The 16,715-nt window shown below is 47.2% G+C and carries 20 protein-coding genes; 15 read left to right on the plus strand and 5 right to left on the minus strand.

All coding sequences use genetic code 11. The features are described 5' to 3' along the window. Both QMG91_RS00460 and QMG91_RS00465 read left to right on the plus strand, forming a co-directional pair. Window positions 1-780, plus strand: coding sequence for a class I SAM-dependent methyltransferase (locus tag QMG91_RS00460; protein ID WP_281828161.1), 780 nt, complete (start codon window positions 1-3; stop codon window positions 778-780). A gap of 119 nt (window positions 781-899) precedes the next feature. Continuing rightward, complete coding sequence (locus QMG91_RS00465) at window positions 900-1,388, plus strand: hypothetical protein (RefSeq protein ID WP_281828163.1); 489 nt, start codon at window positions 900-902, stop codon at window positions 1,386-1,388. A gap of 80 nt (window positions 1,389-1,468) precedes the next feature. Here the strand turns inward: QMG91_RS00465 and QMG91_RS00470 are convergent, their stop codons facing one another. Continuing rightward, entirely contained in the window at window positions 1,469-1,897 is a 429-nt protein-coding gene (locus tag QMG91_RS00470) for a universal stress protein (RefSeq protein WP_004404910.1), read from the minus strand. A gap of 259 nt (window positions 1,898-2,156) precedes the next feature. Here QMG91_RS00470 and ftnA point away from each other — a divergent pair, with 259 nt between their 5' ends. From ftnA to QMG91_RS00485, 3 genes are all read left to right on the plus strand, one after another. After that, window positions 2,157-2,687: a non-heme ferritin gene (ftnA, locus tag QMG91_RS00475; RefSeq protein ID WP_004404911.1), complete on the plus strand. Its 531-nt coding sequence runs from the start codon at window positions 2,157-2,159 to the stop codon at window positions 2,685-2,687. Between the two features lie 68 nt (window positions 2,688-2,755). Next, on the plus strand, window positions 2,756-3,079 hold the full coding sequence (gene uspB, locus QMG91_RS00480; RefSeq protein ID WP_004404915.1) for a universal stress protein UspB: 324 nt from the start codon (window positions 2,756-2,758) through the stop codon (window positions 3,077-3,079). Window positions 3,080-3,227: 148 nt separating this feature from the next. Beyond that, entirely contained in the window at window positions 3,228-4,415 is a 1,188-nt protein-coding gene (locus QMG91_RS00485) for a BaiN/RdsA family NAD(P)/FAD-dependent oxidoreductase (RefSeq protein ID WP_281828167.1), read from the plus strand. 29 nt (window positions 4,416-4,444) lie between these two features. On the opposite strand, the gene QMG91_RS00490 is transcribed toward QMG91_RS00485, so the two are convergent. Then, window positions 4,445-4,846, minus strand: coding sequence for an NUDIX hydrolase (locus QMG91_RS00490; RefSeq protein ID WP_281828169.1), 402 nt, complete (start codon window positions 4,844-4,846; stop codon window positions 4,445-4,447). 183 nt (window positions 4,847-5,029) lie between these two features. On the opposite strand from QMG91_RS00490, the gene QMG91_RS00495 reads away from it, so the two are divergent. Continuing rightward, entirely contained in the window at window positions 5,030-6,040 is a 1,011-nt protein-coding gene (locus QMG91_RS00495; protein ID WP_281828171.1) for a LacI family DNA-binding transcriptional regulator, read from the plus strand. 67 nt (window positions 6,041-6,107) lie between these two features. Here QMG91_RS00495 and QMG91_RS00500 read toward each other — a convergent pair whose 3' ends face one another. Continuing rightward, window positions 6,108-6,995 carry a LysR family transcriptional regulator gene (locus tag QMG91_RS00500; RefSeq protein WP_281828173.1) on the minus strand — a complete coding sequence of 296 codons (888 nt, stop codon included), beginning with the start codon at window positions 6,993-6,995 and terminating at the stop codon, window positions 6,108-6,110. Between the two features lie 196 nt (window positions 6,996-7,191). Between QMG91_RS00500 and QMG91_RS00505 the strand changes: the two genes are divergently transcribed. Beyond that, window positions 7,192-7,545 (plus strand): MaoP family protein, encoded by a 354-nt coding sequence (locus tag QMG91_RS00505; protein ID WP_004404924.1) that lies wholly within the window; start codon window positions 7,192-7,194, stop codon window positions 7,543-7,545. A gap of 53 nt (window positions 7,546-7,598) precedes the next feature. On the opposite strand, the gene QMG91_RS00510 is transcribed toward QMG91_RS00505, so the two are convergent. After that, on the minus strand, window positions 7,599-8,483 hold the full coding sequence (locus QMG91_RS00510) for a DMT family transporter (protein ID WP_281828175.1): 885 nt from the start codon (window positions 8,481-8,483) through the stop codon (window positions 7,599-7,601). Between the two features lie 141 nt (window positions 8,484-8,624). On the opposite strand from QMG91_RS00510, the gene rmuC reads away from it, so the two are divergent. The 7 genes from rmuC to tatC are packed head-to-tail and all read left to right on the plus strand — an operon-like array spanning window position 8,625 to window position 14,654. Beyond that, window positions 8,625-10,127, plus strand: coding sequence for a DNA recombination protein RmuC (gene rmuC, locus QMG91_RS00515; RefSeq protein ID WP_281828177.1), 1,503 nt, complete (start codon window positions 8,625-8,627; stop codon window positions 10,125-10,127). 42 nt (window positions 10,128-10,169) lie between these two features. Beyond that, entirely contained in the window at window positions 10,170-10,952 is a 783-nt protein-coding gene (gene ubiE / locus QMG91_RS00520) for a bifunctional demethylmenaquinone methyltransferase/2-methoxy-6-polyprenyl-1,4-benzoquinol methylase UbiE (RefSeq protein ID WP_022551858.1), read from the plus strand. Window positions 10,953-10,959: 7 nt separating this feature from the next. Beyond that, on the plus strand, window positions 10,960-11,565 hold the full coding sequence (locus QMG91_RS00525; protein WP_281828179.1) for a ubiquinone biosynthesis accessory factor UbiJ: 606 nt from the start codon (window positions 10,960-10,962) through the stop codon (window positions 11,563-11,565). Beyond that, window positions 11,562-13,196, plus strand: coding sequence for a ubiquinone biosynthesis regulatory protein kinase UbiB (ubiB, locus tag QMG91_RS00530; protein ID WP_281828181.1), 1,635 nt, complete (start codon window positions 11,562-11,564; stop codon window positions 13,194-13,196). The genes QMG91_RS00525 and ubiB overlap by 4 nt, the downstream gene beginning before the upstream one ends. Window positions 13,197-13,254: 58 nt before the next feature. After that, entirely contained in the window at window positions 13,255-13,506 is a 252-nt protein-coding gene (gene tatA / locus QMG91_RS00535) for a Sec-independent protein translocase subunit TatA (protein WP_004404930.1), read from the plus strand. A gap of 3 nt (window positions 13,507-13,509) precedes the next feature. Continuing rightward, a complete protein-coding gene (gene tatB, locus QMG91_RS00540; protein ID WP_004404932.1) occupies window positions 13,510-13,848 on the plus strand; it encodes a Sec-independent protein translocase protein TatB in 339 nt (112 codons plus the stop codon). Between the two features lie 53 nt (window positions 13,849-13,901). Next, window positions 13,902-14,654 carry a twin-arginine translocase subunit TatC gene (gene tatC / locus QMG91_RS00545; protein WP_004404935.1) on the plus strand — a complete coding sequence of 251 codons (753 nt, stop codon included), beginning with the start codon at window positions 13,902-13,904 and terminating at the stop codon, window positions 14,652-14,654. 62 nt (window positions 14,655-14,716) lie between these two features. On the opposite strand, the gene QMG91_RS00550 is transcribed toward tatC, so the two are convergent. Then, entirely contained in the window at window positions 14,717-15,481 is a 765-nt protein-coding gene (locus QMG91_RS00550; protein ID WP_022551855.1) for a TatD family hydrolase, read from the minus strand. A gap of 185 nt (window positions 15,482-15,666) precedes the next feature. Between QMG91_RS00550 and hemB the strand changes: the two genes are divergently transcribed. Continuing rightward, window positions 15,667-16,713: a porphobilinogen synthase gene (hemB, locus tag QMG91_RS00555; RefSeq protein WP_004404944.1), complete on the plus strand. Its 1,047-nt coding sequence runs from the start codon at window positions 15,667-15,669 to the stop codon at window positions 16,711-16,713. Window positions 16,714-16,715 lie beyond the last annotated feature (2 nt).

A 16,715-nucleotide genomic window follows, 5' to 3' on the forward strand; every position in this document is an offset into this window, starting at 1 on the left:
GTGCAGCTCAATTTAATCTGCGAAGCCCCTCATAGACAATCAGAACTCGACACCATAGCAAAGCAGTGGAGTCTCACGCATTCTGAGAGCAGCGTGTTCGCGTTGGTGCTAACAGAGGAACGATTAGAGCTACGTAAACTGGACGAACCCAAACTCGGTGCCATATTTGTCGACCTTGTAGGCGGCGCTGTGGGGCATCGCCGCAAGTTTGGGGGTGGAAAAGGGCAGGCTATTGCCAAAGCTGCTGGGCTGAACAAAGGTGCAACGCCTACGGTTGTGGATGGAACGGCGGGATTAGGTCGTGACGCTTTTGTACTGGCATCTTTAGGATGCAAAGTTCAGATGGTAGAACGTAACCCAGTGGTTGCTGCGCTTCTGGACGATGGATTGGCGCGAGCCAAACACGATCCGGAAATTGGTGTCTGGGTTGAAGAGCGTATGTCCCTGCTGCACGCATCGAGCCTGGATGCACTCAATGAGCTGGCAGAGACAGACAGCTTCACGCCACCAGATGTGGTTTACCTTGATCCCATGTACCCGCACCCTGAAAACAAAAAGAAGTCCGCACTGGTCAAGAAAGAGATGCGTGTTTTCCAGTCCTTGGTTGGGGCAGATAACGACGCAGATGGGCTACTTGCTCCCGCTTTGGCGCTTGCTTCTAAGCGGGTTGTAGTGAAAAGACCAGATTACGCAGAATGGCTTGATAACGCGAAACCTTCCATGGCAATTGAAACCAAAAAAAACCGATTCGATGTTTATGTAAAGGCATCAATGACATAACAAAACGGTGTAAATTATCGCTTGCTTCGATGAAAACCTGACGGTATATCTAACTAAGAATGATTCTTATAGTTAATTCCAATCACCGATAAACGGTGTCAGGAAGCCGGAGCAGTAAAATGGCAGAGCGATTTTGTAAACTTAACCGTCGGGACATCAATGCCAGTCTTGGCGAAATTCATGCCCTCGTCGCCGCGCCGAAATTTCTTTGCCGCTCCTGTGCACGATCTTCTTCTGACAAAAAAAACTTATGCAAACCAGCCGCTATTCCACCAGCATCTTGCATGAAAAAAGCGACTCATAAATTGTCTAACTGTGGGCTAGTAGCGGAATCGCTCGCCGCAGATAAAGCCTTGGCATCGGTATCTGAGAGCCCTGAGATTGCAGCGCAAAGTATTCAGTCATCAGAGATCCCTGCGCCTTCTTTGGTGCTGACCAAGAAAGCATTGAAGAAACAGAAAAAATATCAGAAGAAGCTGAAAAAAATGCTGAAAAAGCAGAAGAAGCTGCTTAAAAAACACAAGAAGTTAGAAAAGCGTTTCAGCCGAATCAATCAAGGCGTCGTGGCGATTCAGGCGCAAATGCCGCAAAACGATCAGATTCACTGAGACAATCAGATCCACTAGGTCAACAGACTCTAACCGAATCCGAAACGTAAAAATGGCGAGCTCAGGGCTCGCCATTTTCGTTAATCGTCTTGCAACGGCACTACCAGCATATCTACGGGTGTGCAGTTGATGAGCTGGCGCGTAGAAGACAGCAGCTTGCTCCAGAAGTCTTGGTGGTGACCGCAAATCACCAAATCCACTTTCAATTCATTGATGGCTTCACAAAGTTCACCACTCAGATCCCCCGTTCCTACCAATGTATGCCGGATAGGGTAGCTGGCGTGATCGGCTAATAGCTGAAGCTGCTTCTTAGATGCCTCCATATTGTGGTGTTGCGTATCAGCCAGATTGATGTCTATCAGCCCGGTGTAGAGCTCGGCATAATTCACATCAATATGGATAAAAGAGACATCAGCGTTCAAAGGCTCAGCGAGTTTCACTGCCTTATCAATAAGTACCTTACTGTCGTCCGACAGATCTACGGTCACGAGAATATGTTGATAACTCATATCGCACCTCCGCTTTACGGAATTTTTTTGGCATTAGGTTATTAATAAGACTAGCATTTCATTCAACAGGGTTTTGAAGCCTTGATCCCATATCAAATCTATACGTATCAATTCATATCGATTTACGGTAGATTTTTGTACACAGGTTGCGGGTTTTCTAGTCTAATTGTTAAACATCTCAGTGAAAAATTAGCACGACTAGGCTCCCCGATACCGTGTTATAGTGGTAACAATTACAAGCAGTTAACAGGAGCAATTCATGCTGTCTCAGACTATGGTCGACCAACTGAATGAGCAAATAAACCTCGAATTCTTCTCATCCAATCTATACTTACAAATGAGTGCTTGGTGTGAAGACAAAGGATTCGAAGGTGCGGCGGAGTTTTTACGCGCACACGCAGTAGAAGAAATGGAGCATATGCAACGTCTCTTTACTTACGTGAGTGAAACTGGAGCAATGCCAATCTTAGGTGCAATTGATGCACCCAAGCACGAGTTTGAGAGCCTTGGCGAAGTGTTCCGCGAAACTTACGAACATGAGCAGATGATTACTCAGAAAATCAACAAGCTGGCTCACGTTGCATTTACCAGTCAAGACTACTCAACCTTTAATTTCCTTCAGTGGTACGTTGCTGAGCAGCACGAGGAAGAGAAACTGTTTAAAGGGATTTTAGATAAGCTGGATCTGGTTGGCGAAGATGGCAAAGCGCTGTTCTTCATCGACAAAGACCTGGCTACCATGGCAAAAGAAGGTTCATCTTCTATCATGGACGCCCCCGCTGCAGAATAAGTAGCGAGTTAAAGTCAATTCTGATTGTCTTTTCCTTTTGGTGTCTAAGAAGATGTAGGGAGGAAAAGATGATCAGTGGAGACACGATTCTATTCACGCTAATGCTCGTCAGCTGTGTCAACATGGCGAGGTATCTCACCGCGCTCCGTGCCCTCATTCACATCATGCGCGAGGCACACCCGTTGCTCTATCAGCAAGTAGACGGCGGTGGTTTTTTCACAACCCACGGTAACGTCACCAAACAAGTCCGGTTATTCCACTATTTAAAAAGCCGTGAGTACCTACATCATCACGACCCCATTTTTACCGGTAAATGCAACAAAGTCAGAGAGTTGTTTGTACTCACTACAGCATTACTTGGTGTCACATTACTGGCTGCCATCATGTTGTAAACAGAGGCTCAGCAAGACGAGGTAGAAACCCAGCGTAACTCTGGGTAAAATACCCACCAGATTTGCAAGGATGCGCGATAATTCGCGCATCCTTTTTATTTGATTGAGAGCAGCAAACCCAAAAGCTCAAGTCGTTGTGGAAGAAGTAATGAGTTCAGAATTTGATGTCATAGTCATTGGTGCTGGTGCGGCAGGCTTAATGTGCGCAGCCGAAGCGGGCAAGCGTGGTCGCCGGGTATTGGTGGTGGATCATGCCAAAAAGCCGGGGCGAAAAATTCTGATCTCGGGTGGTGGTCGTTGTAACTTCACTAACTACGACGTGACGGCAAATAACTTCTTGTGTCAGAACCCCCATTTCGTGAAATCCGCCTTGTCGCAGTACACCAACTGGGATTTCATCTCGCTGGTTTCCAAATATGGCGTCGATTTTGAAGAACGCGATCACGGACAACTGTTCTGTCTGGACTCAGCGAAAGACATCGTTGATGTGCTGCTTAAAGAATGCGACCAACCGAACATCACTCAACGCTATCGCGCCGACATCCATAACATCCAAAAAACGGACAGCGGATTTTCACTCCACATAGATACCGATGAAATGACCTGTGAATCCTTGGTTGTTGCGACAGGCGGCTTATCAATGCCGAAACTCGGTGCCACGCCGTTTGGCTATCAAATCGCAGAGCAATTTGGTCTGGATGTGATTTCGACTACCGCAGGTCTGGTGCCGTTTACTCTGCACAAAGAAGACAAAGAAGCGTTTGAACCACTTTCAGGTGTTGCCGTGCCTTCTGAAATCACCGCCGAAGATGGCACCATGTTCAAAGAAGCATTGTTGTTCACACACCGCGGTCTGTCCGGTCCAGCGGTATTGCAGATTTCCTCATTCTGGCAAGCTGGTCAGAAGGTGACGATTAACTTAGTCCCTGAAACCGATGTAATGGATCTGCTGGTCGCTTCTCGCGAAAAGCACCCAAATCAAAGCTTAAAGAATACGCTTTCCAAAGTGCTACCTAAGCGCTTAGTCGAGACTCTTATCGACCGCAAAGAGCTGGTGGATAAACCCCTCAAGCAATTCAACGACAAAGAACTGCAAGCCATCGAGACGCACCTGGAAAACTGGCAAATCCTGCCGAATGGCACTGAAGGGTATCGCACCGCAGAGGTCACGTTGGGCGGAGTGAATACTGATCATCTATCTTCTAAAACCATGGAGTGTAAGAACATCCAAGGTTTGTACTTTATCGGTGAAGTAGTGGATGTGACGGGCTGGCTCGGTGGTTACAATTTCCAATGGGCATGGTCGAGCGGTTTTGTTGCCGGGCAGTGGGCGTAGGTACAACCTTTCATTCCGGAAAGGGCTCATCAATTGATTAGCCCTTTTGTCATTAAACTGTCCATTGTGTTCTGAACGAGCAAAGAACATCGCTTCATGTCCTGTATCCCAAGCCACTGCATTTCTTCAATCTCGGACGAAGGGTGAGGCTCCGAATAGTAATCCGCGAAATAACAATGACAAGTCACGAAGGTGTCTTTTGATTTTCCAGCCGCCACAGTGCGGTAGGTGTCGAAATACGTCAGCGAATCGCGTTTTAGATGGATACTCAGTTCTTCTCTCAGCTCTCTGATCAATGTGTCTTCGTGAGTTTCATCAGATTCAGGCTTTCCACCGGGTAGATAAAACAGATCTTCCCCTTTCGATCTGACACAAAGTAATTTCTGCTGCTGAATATCTAACATCGCTAACTTAGTTATTTCTTTGGTCATGCTACGATCCTTTCGAGTTGCATCTTGATCATTTTCAATTTAGTGTAACGTTTCACCTTTTAATGATCAAAAGATCATTTTCATTATTTACTATAAATAAAATAATTAGGATTAACGTTTAACCTTGAGGGGTGATCAGGATTACTTTAGACTGGCATACATGTGATTGGAGCTGGGTAAACCATGGCAACCTTAAAAGACGTCGCGAAACACGCTGGAGTGTCGGTGACGACAGTGTCGTACTTCTTGAATAACAAGAAACCATTAAAAGAAGAAACCAAGGAACGGATTCAGGCTGCAATGTCGGAGCTGAACTACCAGTACAATCTGGGGGCGGCACAGCTCAAGCGAGGTCAAAGAGACCTGAAAACAATTGGTGTGGTTTCCATAAGTAACAACAACCCATTCTTTTTGGAACTCTTTCTGGCAATTCAAAAAGAGGCGAAAGAGCGAAAACTGGCATTGTTATCAAGCTTTGTCGATGGCACCGAATCTAGCCTCGACTCGCACGTTGAAATCATGCGACCCCAAATTGATGCTCTGATCGTGATTTCAAAAAATACCCTTGTCTCTCAGGAGTTTTGTGACTCTTCTTTAGGTATTCCCATTGTCTGCATTGCATTTGATGTGGGGACAATTCAGTCTTCCTGTGGTGGGACGAAGCTGGATATTCAAAATGAGATGGGGGGCTACATTGTTGGGAAATATCTGATTTCGAAGGGGCACAAAAATGTCACTTGTGTAACTGGCGAAGCAAGCACTGATGCGACCACTGGTCGTATTCGAGGCTTCAAGAAAGCCTATGCAGATCTACTCGGTCAAGATGAAATGAAGCAGGTGACCAGCGACTTCTCTTATCAGGGAGGTGTTGATGCCATGTTTGAGATTTATTCCCAGCCGACGCTGCCCTCTGCTGTATTTTGTTTCAATGACATGATGGGGCTGGGAGTGCTGAATACCGCTCACGAGCTCGGAATCAAAATTCCTCAAGATCTGTCGATTATCGGGTATGACAATATCTATCAGTCAGAGTTGAGTTATCCCAAACTCACGACCGTCGACATCCCACTGAACACTTTTGCTGCGCAGGCACTGGATGGCATTCAAAGAAAATTTGATGAAAAAGACGCCCTGTGCAAAATCAAAATCATGCCTCGCTTAGTAATTCGAGGATCGGTGTCTGATTTAAACTAACGTCATTGATAATGAATCAAAACAGAAACGGCGCTCTGATGGCACCGTTTTCGTTAACTCAATTAAGCTAAACCGTTGCTTCCCCCGCTTGCTGCAAACTGAATGCAGTCAGCGGGTCTATATCTTTCACCATGGCTTCGATGCGTTGAACGGCTTCTATAGCGGAGGTGTCTTTGCGATAGCTAAGATAAATTGGTCTGTACCAAGGTTCTATGTCTTTGATCTGAAAAAGCTGACCGGATGCAATGAAGGGCTCTACGATAGATGCGGGCAAGTACGCAGCCCCCCCTTTGTCCAGAATAAAGTCCAGTGCGATACGCGCCGTAGAAGTTCTTAGTAGAGGTGGCGCTAGCTTACGGTGGCGATCCGCATGTTCAGAGGCGAATCGCGTTCCCCAGTCCACGTAAACATAGCGGTTGTTCAATGCACCATGTGCGTCGGTCTGCTCTGTTGACACCATCAGCAGCACTAAATCCGCCACTTTTTTGCACGCCAGTTCGTCCGATTTTAACGGATCGAAGGCAAATGCCATGTCTAATGTTTTTTCAACTAACCGACGGTTTAATGATTCTCGCGCCAGTGCTTCCGCCTGAAATGCGTATCCACTGAAAGTATCGGCAATCACGCTCAGGCAGTTTTGTAGGTAGGCATCCCAAATGTTCGGTGTGCCTGCCAGCGTCAACTGGATGGATTTATCTTCTGCCAGTGACAGCTCGGTTTTCGCCTGTTGCAGAGTGTTGACCATGATCTCTGCGTAAGAAATCAGCTTTTCACCAGAGTTGGTGAGCTTGATGCTGTTGCGATCCCGAATGAATAAGCTGGTATCAAAGTAGCTTTCTAACTGCTTAATGCGTGCACTGACAGCGGCTTGCGTGATGTAGAGGTTCTCTGCTGCTCTGCCAAAATGGCGAACACGAGCAACTTCAAGAAAGGTGCGGAATACTTTTACGTCCATAATGGGTCCACAAAGTTCTCATAACCTATTGGATGAGGTTTTTCGGCTATATGCATAATCAGGTATTTAGAATGCACTAACCAATAACAATTTTTTGTTTTAACGATAAAAAAGTTTTGTTTTTCTTTTGTCAGTTTAGATCCTAATTTTCACCTCAGGCGATATCTTTATACCTGTATCAATATCTGAGGCAACTATGTCAGACATCGAAGTTCGTGTTGGGCAAAAACGTTTTTTTGATAACAAGAAATTTCCACGTGGATTCGGTAAATCCGGAGATTTCACTCTTGTGGAAGCGGATCTTCTTACGACTTACGGCGAAACACTGAATTCGCTACAGCATGGTGAGCTTGAACCGGAAAACAGTGAAGAAAAACATTTTCTTAAGGTGCTGGAAAACCCGGGCAAAGCAAAGACTAAACTTGAGAAAGTGTGGCTAAAATATCACAAAATTGCTTATGGTCGTCGCACATTTCACACGCTGCATACGATGAGTAAGCAGAGTGAAGATGAAGAGTCCGATGATGTGGTAACTATCGACGACGAATGATTCAGTCAACAACGGCACCTTTTCGGTGCCGTTTTGAGTAATGCCAGCAGACGTTAAGATTTGCGTTTGATTTGCTGAATCAGTAAGCCCACCACAATCATGACCAAACCGACAAAGGTGGACGGGTGGATCTCTTCGCCGATAATTGTCGCAAGCAGCATCAGCGAGATAAACGGTGATGTGAAAATCAGGTTGCTGATTCTCGCGGTATTGCTGGTGAGTTTCATGGCGCTGAGCCAGAGTACAAACGTCACGCCCATCTCGAACAGTCCAACGTAGGTGACTGCTGTCCATCCTTTCCACGAAATCTGTGCCCAACTGGCTCCTTCGTACGCACAAATCAACGCAGCAAATGGCAGTGCGACCAAAAAGCCGAGCAACACGCCCAACACGGGATCGGCTTTGTTTTTGGTGTTCAGAATCCAATAACCCGCCCACAATAGGGTGGAGAGCAGCGCCAGCCCAACGCCGACAGGGTTTTCGAACTCCAATGCCAATACATTGCCTTTGGTGGCTATCACCACCACACCCGCATACCCAAACAGACAGGCAATCCAGTCCTGTTTACGGATTTTCTGCCCTAAAAACAGAGCCGCCATCAGAGTAAGAGTAATCGCCCAGCTGTAATTCAGAGGCTGAGCCTGCGAAGCAGGCAATAAGTCGTACGCTTTAAAGAGAATCAGATAATAGAACAGCGGGTTAATCAGGCCGAGTGCCAGATAAAACCAAGGGTTAGCGGCAAAGGTGTCCTTCAACTGATCGAGTTTTCCCTGTACACCACAAATCACTAAGAGCGCCATCGCCGATACCAGGCTGGCTATGGTCAGCATCTGAATGGGGGTAAATTCCGCTAATGTCAGCTTAAATGCGGTGGCAACCGTCGACCAAAGTAAAACAGCACTGATTCCGTACAGCAAAGCTTGACGCTCATTCTTCATCTCGCGCATTTCCTTAGAGTAAAAACTGAAAGTGTTGACCGGACGAATCACTATATACTGGCGAATTCAGGCTGCAAAACTGGACATTTATCCAGTGCCTGAATACTATCATTTTGAGAGTCAAAAACTTAGGCGAACATTATGCAGTGGATAGTCGAGAATCAGCCGCTTTTATTAGCCGCGCTCGGTGGGGTGTGCTCCGGCGCACTGGTTGTGGGTTGGTGGATAAAGCAGAAAATGCAGCTGGAACTTCAACAACAAATTCAATCGCTTGAAACCGAGAGACAGCTTCATGAAAAAACGGCGGAGCAGCTTAACGAAGCCCAGAAAGATTTGGATGAACTGGACAACGCTCGTGATCAAGCCGCCTTCGAGCTGAAACAGACCCACGGTAAGATGCTGGTGGCGATGGAAAAGCTTCGTCACATGGACGCACTTCGTCAGGAAAAAGCAGAACTGACCAGTCAAACAGAAGCTTTGCGCGCAGAACTGGCAGAATCACAAGCCAGCCTTCGGGAACAGGAAGCCCGTCACCAACAGGCACAGCAAGCCAGCGAAGAGAAACTCGCTCTACTGGAAAATGCAGAAGCCCGCCTCAAGCAACAATTTGAACACCTTGCTAACCAGTTGTTTGAAAACAAAACCGCCAAAGTGGATCAGCAGAACCGTCAAAGTTTAGAAGGGTTACTTAATCCGCTGAAAGATCAAATTGAAGGGTTTAAAAAGCAGGTCACCGACAGTTTCAGCTTTGAAGCCAAAGAGCGTCATACTCTGGTGCATGAGCTGAAAAACTTACAAAAACTCAATGAGCAAATGTCTCGTGAGGCGTTGAATCTGACGCAGGCGCTCAAAGGCGACAACAAACAGCAGGGTAACTGGGGCGAAGTGGTTCTGGCTCGCGTGTTGGCGGAATCGGGTTTACGTGAAGGGCACGAATACCAAACCCAGGTGAGCCTGCAAGATGAAGCAGGAAAGCGTTATCAGCCCGATGTGATTGTTCACTTACCTCACGATAAGCAAGTGGTGGTGGATTCAAAAATGGCATTGGTGGCGTATGAGCGCTATTTCCACGCAGACACCGATGCAGAGCGCGATGTGGCGTTAAGTGACCACTTACTTGCTTTGCGAAATCACATCAAAGGACTGAGCCAGAAGGATTACCACAAACTCAAAGGCATCCAGAGCTTAGATTATGTTCTGATGTTTATTCCCGTCGAACCGGCATTCCAAGTGGCCATTCAGGCAGACCCGAGCTTGGTCAAAGATGCGATGAAGCACAACATCATTCTTGTCAGCCCGACAACGTTGCTGGTGGCACTGCGCACCATAGATAATCTGTGGCGAAATGAGCGCCAGAATCAAAATGCACAAATCATTGCCGAGCGAGCGTCTAAGCTGTACGACAAGCTCAGACTGTTCTTAACCGATATGGAAAATCTGGGCGGTGCACTTGATAAAGCCAACCAGAATTTCCAGGGGGCAATGAACAAACTGGCGACGGGGCGGGGCAACGTCGTGAGGCAAGCGGAGAGTTTTAAAGATCTTGGGGTCGAAGTAAAACGTAGTATTCCAGACAGCCTGCTGGAAATTGCTCAAAATGACACTTTAGTGGAAAGACAACCGCTTGAGGATAAAGTAGACTAGGCGCTCGCAATGCCACAAGGGATTGTTTACGAGGAAAAATTGATGACAGATACAAACGTGCAAGATACCCCAATCTCAAATGTTGATGACACGACTCATTTTGGTTTCCAGACCGTAGCCAAAGAGCAAAAAGCCGAGAAAGTTGCTGAAGTCTTCCACTCGGTGGCAGCTAAATACGACATCATGAACGATCTGATGTCTGGTGGTATCCATCGCTTGTGGAAACGCTTCACAATTGATTGCAGCGGCGCACGTCCTGGGCAACGCATCCTCGACCTTGGTGGTGGTACGGGCGATCTGACCGCGAAATTCTCTCGCATTGTCGGTGAAAAAGGTCACGTCATTCTGGCTGACATCAACAATTCCATGCTCAATGTAGGTCGCGATAAGCTTCGTGATAAAGGCATTGTGGGTAACGTGAATTACGTTCAGGCGAACGCCGAAGAACTGCCTTTCCCAGACAACCACTTCGATTGCATCACTATCAGTTTCTGCCTTCGTAACGTGACAGACAAAGACAAAGCGTTGCGCTCTATGTACCGCGTGCTTAAACCGGGTGGGCGTTTGCTGGTACTGGAGTTTTCTAAACCCGTTCTTGAGCCTCTTTCCAAAGTGTACGACGCGTATTCGTTCCATCTTCTGCCAAAAATGGGCGAGTGGATTGCTAACGACGGCGACAGCTACCGTTACCTAGCGGAGTCCATTCGTATGCACCCAGATCAGGAAACTCTGGAAGGCATGATGAAAGAAGCGGGCTTCGAGCAAACGAAATACTACAACCTAACCGGTGGTATTGTTGCGTTGCACCGCGGATACAAATTCTGAGGTCACTATGCCATTTGAGCCATTGGTTACCGCTGTTGTCGAGACCACTCTGAACACCCTGATTCAGGATGATCCAGCGTTGGTGAAACGCATGTCCCGTTTAAAAGGACAGACGATTCAGGTGCACATTAAAGAAATCGACAAGACGTTAACTTTTGTATTCAGCCAGCAAATTGACGTGCTGGCGAGTTACGAAGGTCAACCGGATTGTTACTTGTCCCTGAGTTTGAGTGTTCTTCCAGAACTGCGTGAGCAAGCCAACATCACCCAGTTGATTAAGCAAGACAAGCTGGTGCTGGAAGGGGATACCCAACTGGCGCAGAAATTCTCGCAGCTACTGACCGATGCCAAACCAGATATTGAAGAGTGGTTATCCCGTCTTACTGGTGATGTGGTGGCACACACTCTGGTTTCTGGTGCCAAGCAAAGTGTCGACTGGGTGAAAAAGAACGCCGAAAAGAAGCAGAACCATATCGCACAAATACTGACTGAAGAATGGCGCATTGCTCCAGCACCACTGGAAATCGCACATTTTTGTGATCAGGTGGATGATATTGCCAGTGCTGTGGCACGAGCCGAATCTCGCTTAAAAACGTTGCTGGAGAAAGCATGACACCAGCAGAACTTCGTCGTTTATATCGAATTATCAAAGTTCAGCTCGAATACGGGCTGGACGAGCTCCTTCCAGAACATCAGTTAACCCGCATTCCTCGCTTTGCTCGAAAAAGCCTGTTTTGGCTGAGAAATAAACACAAAGACAAAGAGTTAGGGCATCGTATTCGACTCGCATTGCAAGAGCTGGGTCCCGTGTGGATCAAGTTCGGGCAGATGATGTCGACCAGACGAGACTTGTTTCCGCCACACATCGCCGATCAGCTCGCTTTGTTGCAAGATCAGGTTGCCTCTTTTGACGGGCAACTAGCCAAAGAACAGATGGAAAAAGCGCTTGGTGGCAGTCTGGATAACTGGTTTACCGATTTCGACATCATACCGCTGGCTTCTGCGTCGATTGCGCAGGTGCACACGGCTAAGCTCAAAGAATCTGGTCGTGAAGTGGTTCTGAAAATCATCCGCCCAGACATCAAGCCTGTTATCGATGCCGATTTAAAGCTGATGTATCGCATGGCAAAAATCGTTGCCAAAGTCTTGCCTGAAGCGCGTCGTCTTAAGCCGGTTGAAGTGGTTCGCGAGTATGAAAAAACACTGCTTGATGAACTGGATTTGCGCCGTGAAGCGGCAAACGCAATCCAGCTAAGACGCAACTTTGAAGGCAGCAAAGAGCTGTATGTGCCAGAAGTGATCTCGGATTTAAGCAGTGAAACACTGATGGTATCTGAAAGAATTTACGGCATTCAGGTGTCTGATATAGAAGGACTGCACGCCAACGGGACCAATATGAGCCTGTTGGCCGAGCGCGCGGTTAGCGTTTTCTTCACTCAGGTATTCCGCGACAGCTTCTTCCATGCCGATATGCATCCGGGCAACGTCTTTGTAAAACCAGAACACCCAGACGACCCCATGTGGATCGGCTTGGATTGCGGCATTGTCGGTACATTGAACAGTGAAGATAAGCGTTATCTGGCCGAAAACCTGCTGGCGTTTTTTAATCGCGATTACCGGAAAGTCGCTGAATTGCACGTCGACTCAGGCTGGGTACCGCATGATACTAACGTTCAGGAGTTTGAGTTTGCGATTCGCATGGTGTGTGAGCCAATCTTTGCCAAACCACTAGGCGAAATTTCGTTTGGTCATGTGCTTTTGAATCTGTTTAACACAGCGCGACGCTTTAATATGGAAGTACAGCCACAATTGGTACTTCTGCAGAAAACGCTCCTTTATGTCGAAGGGCTGGGGCGTCAGTTATACCCACAGCTCGACTTGTGGAAAACCGCCAAACCATTCCTGGAAACCTGGATGGCAAATCAGGTGGGACCGCAGGCTGTGATCAATGCAGTGAAAGATAAAGCGCCATTTTGGGCAGAAAAGCTGCCAGAATTGCCAGAGCTGTTGTACGATAGCCTTAAACAAGGTAAGGCTTTAGACCAACGTATGGAAAAGCTTTATCAAGGTTATTGTCAATCCAAGCGCCAGCAAGGAACCGGACGGTTTTTATTTGGCATTGGGGCAACCTTAATTGTGTGCGGTGCCATTTTATTGGACAGTCGATACGAGCCAGTCGCAATTGGTAGCGGTATCGCAGGCATCACATTTTGGTTGTTTAGTTGGCGTACATACCGCAAATAGACGGTAGACTTTCATTAAAAGATTACATTATTTCAAAATAACCCGAGGGTAGAAGCAAATGGGTGGTATTAGCATCTGGCAACTATTGATTATTGCCGTTATCGTGATTTTGCTGTTTGGAACGAAAAAGCTTCGCAACATTGGCGGCGACTTAGGCAGCGCAGTGAAAGGCTTTAAAAAAGCCATGAGCGACGAAGAAAAAGCCGCAGCGGATAAAAAAGACGCCGACTTTGAGCCACAAAACATTGAGCAAAAGACATCGTCAGAAGAAGCAACTTCTGACTCGTCTAAAAACAAAGAGCAGGCGTAACACGTGTTTGATATCGGTTTTTGGGAACTGGTATTGATCTCTGTCGTCGGGCTGGTGGTTTTAGGTCCCGAGCGCTTGCCTGTTGCCATTCGTAGCGTTTCCCGCTTTATCGGCGCGGCGAAAAGCATGGCAAATAATGTCAAAGATGAATTGTCGCACGAGCTAAAAGTGCAAGAGCTGCAAGACAACCTGCGTAAAGCTGAAAAAATGGGGATGGAAGATCTCTCACCCGATTTGAAAGCATCTGTTGATGAACTCAAACAGGCAGCGCAAGATGTTCAGCGACCTTATGCAAACAAGGACGATGCCAAAGCATCCTCTGATAAAAAAGCCGATGAGTAACGTGAAGAGCTGCTTCAGGCAGCTCTTTTTTGATCCCGTTGTTGAGGTTCGATATGTCTTCTGTTGAGCAAACGCAACCATTGATCAGCCATTTAATTGAATTGCGTAACCGACTGCTGAAAGCCATAGTTTCAGTGATTGTCGTGTTTATTGGCTTGGTCTGGTTTGCCAACGATATCTATGAATTTATTTCAGCTCCATTAATAGAAAGGTTGCCTGAAGGGGCGACCATGATCGCGACCGATGTGGCATCGCCTTTCTTTACGCCTTTGAAACTGACCTTAGTTGCGTCGATATTTGTCGCGGTGCCGCTGATTCTCTATCAGATTTGGGCATTTGTTGCGCCCGGGCTCTACAAACATGAGCGCAGGCTCATCATGCCGCTATTGTTTTCCAGCTCCATTCTTTTCTACTGCGGTGTGGCATTTGCCTATTTCGTAGTATTCCCGCTGGTGTTTGGTTTCTTTACCGCGATATCACTGGGTGGCGTGGAGTTTGCGACTGACATCGCCAGCTATTTGGATTTTGTACTGGCCTTGTTCATGGCGTTTGGTATCGCTTTTGAAGTGCCTGTTGCCATCATCTTATTGTGCTGGACAGGTGCGACCGACGCCAAAAGCCTAAGTCAGAAGCGACCATACATTATTGTCGGGGCGTTTGTGGTCGGGATGATGCTGACCCCGCCAGACATGATTTCGCAAACCTTATTGGCAATACCCATGTGTTTGCTGTTTGAAGTGGGCTTATTCTTCGCAAGATTCTACGTTCGCAGAGAGCCTCAGGAAATCGGGCAACCGGAAGAGTAAAAGTAATAAATTAACTAAAAACGGCACCTTGATAGGTGCCGTTTTTTTAATGCGTTATTTTCTTAAGAAAGCTTAAAGAGCTTTAACGCGTTGTCGGTTGTCAGTTGGTCGACTTGTTCCAATGTCATTTCTCTCAGATCCGCCACACGTTGTCCAACCAAGTGCGTGTAAGCTGGCTCATTGCGCTTGCCTCGGTGTGGCACTGGGGCAAGGTATGGGCAGTCTGTTTCTAAAATGACGTAATTAAGATTCAGGTGCGGAATGACTTTATCCATTCCCCCATTTTTGAAGGTTGATACTCCACCTAAGCCAAGGTGGAAACCAAGATCGTTGATGGCTTTGGCTTCGTCGATGCTGCCCCCAAAGCAGTGAAAGACACCGGTTAGGCTACCATCTTGCTCTTTTCTCAGTAGTTCCATCGTCTCCTGAATTGAATCACGAGTATGGATAACTACCGGCAAATCTAGCTCCTTTGCCCAGTTCAACTGGGTGACAAAGGCTTGTTCTTGCTGAGCTTTGTAGGTTTTGTCCCAGTAGAGATCAATGCCGATTTCCCCTACCGCGATAAATTCGTGTTTGTCGAACCAAGCTCGGATCGTACTCAGTGTGCTATCGACATCCGCTTTCACGTAGCAAGGGTGAAGCCCCATCATAGGTCTGCAAATATCGGGAAACTGTGCCTGAGTGTTCAGCATAGGTTCAATAGAATCCAAATCGATATTTGGCATAAATATCTGGCGGATGTTTTGTTCTAAAGCACGCGCAATAACGGCTTCTCTGTCTTCGTCGAATTCTGCGGCGTAAATGTGTGCGTGAGTATCTATCATTAATCTAGGGTCAGTCTGATTCAATTCTCGCCACAGTATACTCAAGTCGCTGGCTTTTAGGATAGTCAATTAAGTGGCTGAACCAGTTTTCAAAACCATGAGTTCTGGGGCATTTTTGAGGTAGTTTGGGTATCCCGTAAAGTGATATAGTTTCTGCCAGAATTTTTCCAGACAAGGAGAAGAGCGTGTCTGTTTCAATCCAAGGTCAATTTCCTGGTCGCCGAATGCGACGTATGCGCAAACATGACTTCAGCCGCCGACTGATGGCGGAAAATCAAGTCACGGTAAACGACTTGATTTACCCAATGTTCATCCTGATGGGCAAAAACCGTCGAGAGCCAGTGGAATCCATGCCGGGCATCGAACGTTTGTCTATCGACCTGATGCTGGAAGAGGCGGAATACCTGTCGAAATTAGGGGTACCCGCTATCGCGTTATTCCCGGTGGTAACGCAAGACGCGAAAAGCCTTTGTGCCACAGAAGCTTATAACCCGGATGGTTTGGTGCAACGCGCGGTTAAGCTTTTGAAAGAACACATCCCGAATATCGGTGTGATTACGGATGTGGCGCTGGATCCATTCACGACACACGGGCAAGACGGCATCATCGATGATGACGGCTACGTGATGAATGACGAAACCACCGAAGTCTTGATCAAGCAAGCTTTGTCTCACGCTGAAGCGGGCGCTGATGTGGTTGCACCGTCTGACATGATGGATGGTCGAATCGGTGCGATTCGCGATGCACTTGAAGAAGCAGGTCATGTTCATACCCAAATCATGGCTTACTCGGCGAAATATGCTTCTCACTATTACGGTCCTTTCCGTGATGCGGTCGGTTCTGCTTCTAACCTAAAAGGTGGGGACAAAAAGAACTATCAGATGGACCCAGCCAATACTGATGAAGCCTTGCAAGAAGTCGCAATGGACATCAACGAAGGCGCGGATATGGTGATGGTGAAACCCGGTATGCCATACCTCGATGTGGTGCGCCGAGTGAAAAGCGAATTGCAGGTGCCGACTTTTGCTTATCAAGTCTCAGGTGAGTATGCGATGCACAAAGCCGCGATTCAGAACGGCTGGCTAAAAGAGCGAGAAACTGTGCTTGAATCCCTGTTGTGCTTTAAACGTGCAGGAGCCGATGGGATTTTGACCTACTTTGCTAAAGACGTAGCCGAGTGGTTAGCTGAGGAAGGGGCAAAAGCCAAAGAAAGCATTCAGCCTGAAGAGTAAAT

Source organism: Vibrio nigripulchritudo (genome assembly GCF_027924785.1).
Lineage (GTDB): Bacteria > Pseudomonadota > Gammaproteobacteria > Enterobacterales > Vibrionaceae > Vibrio > Vibrio nigripulchritudo.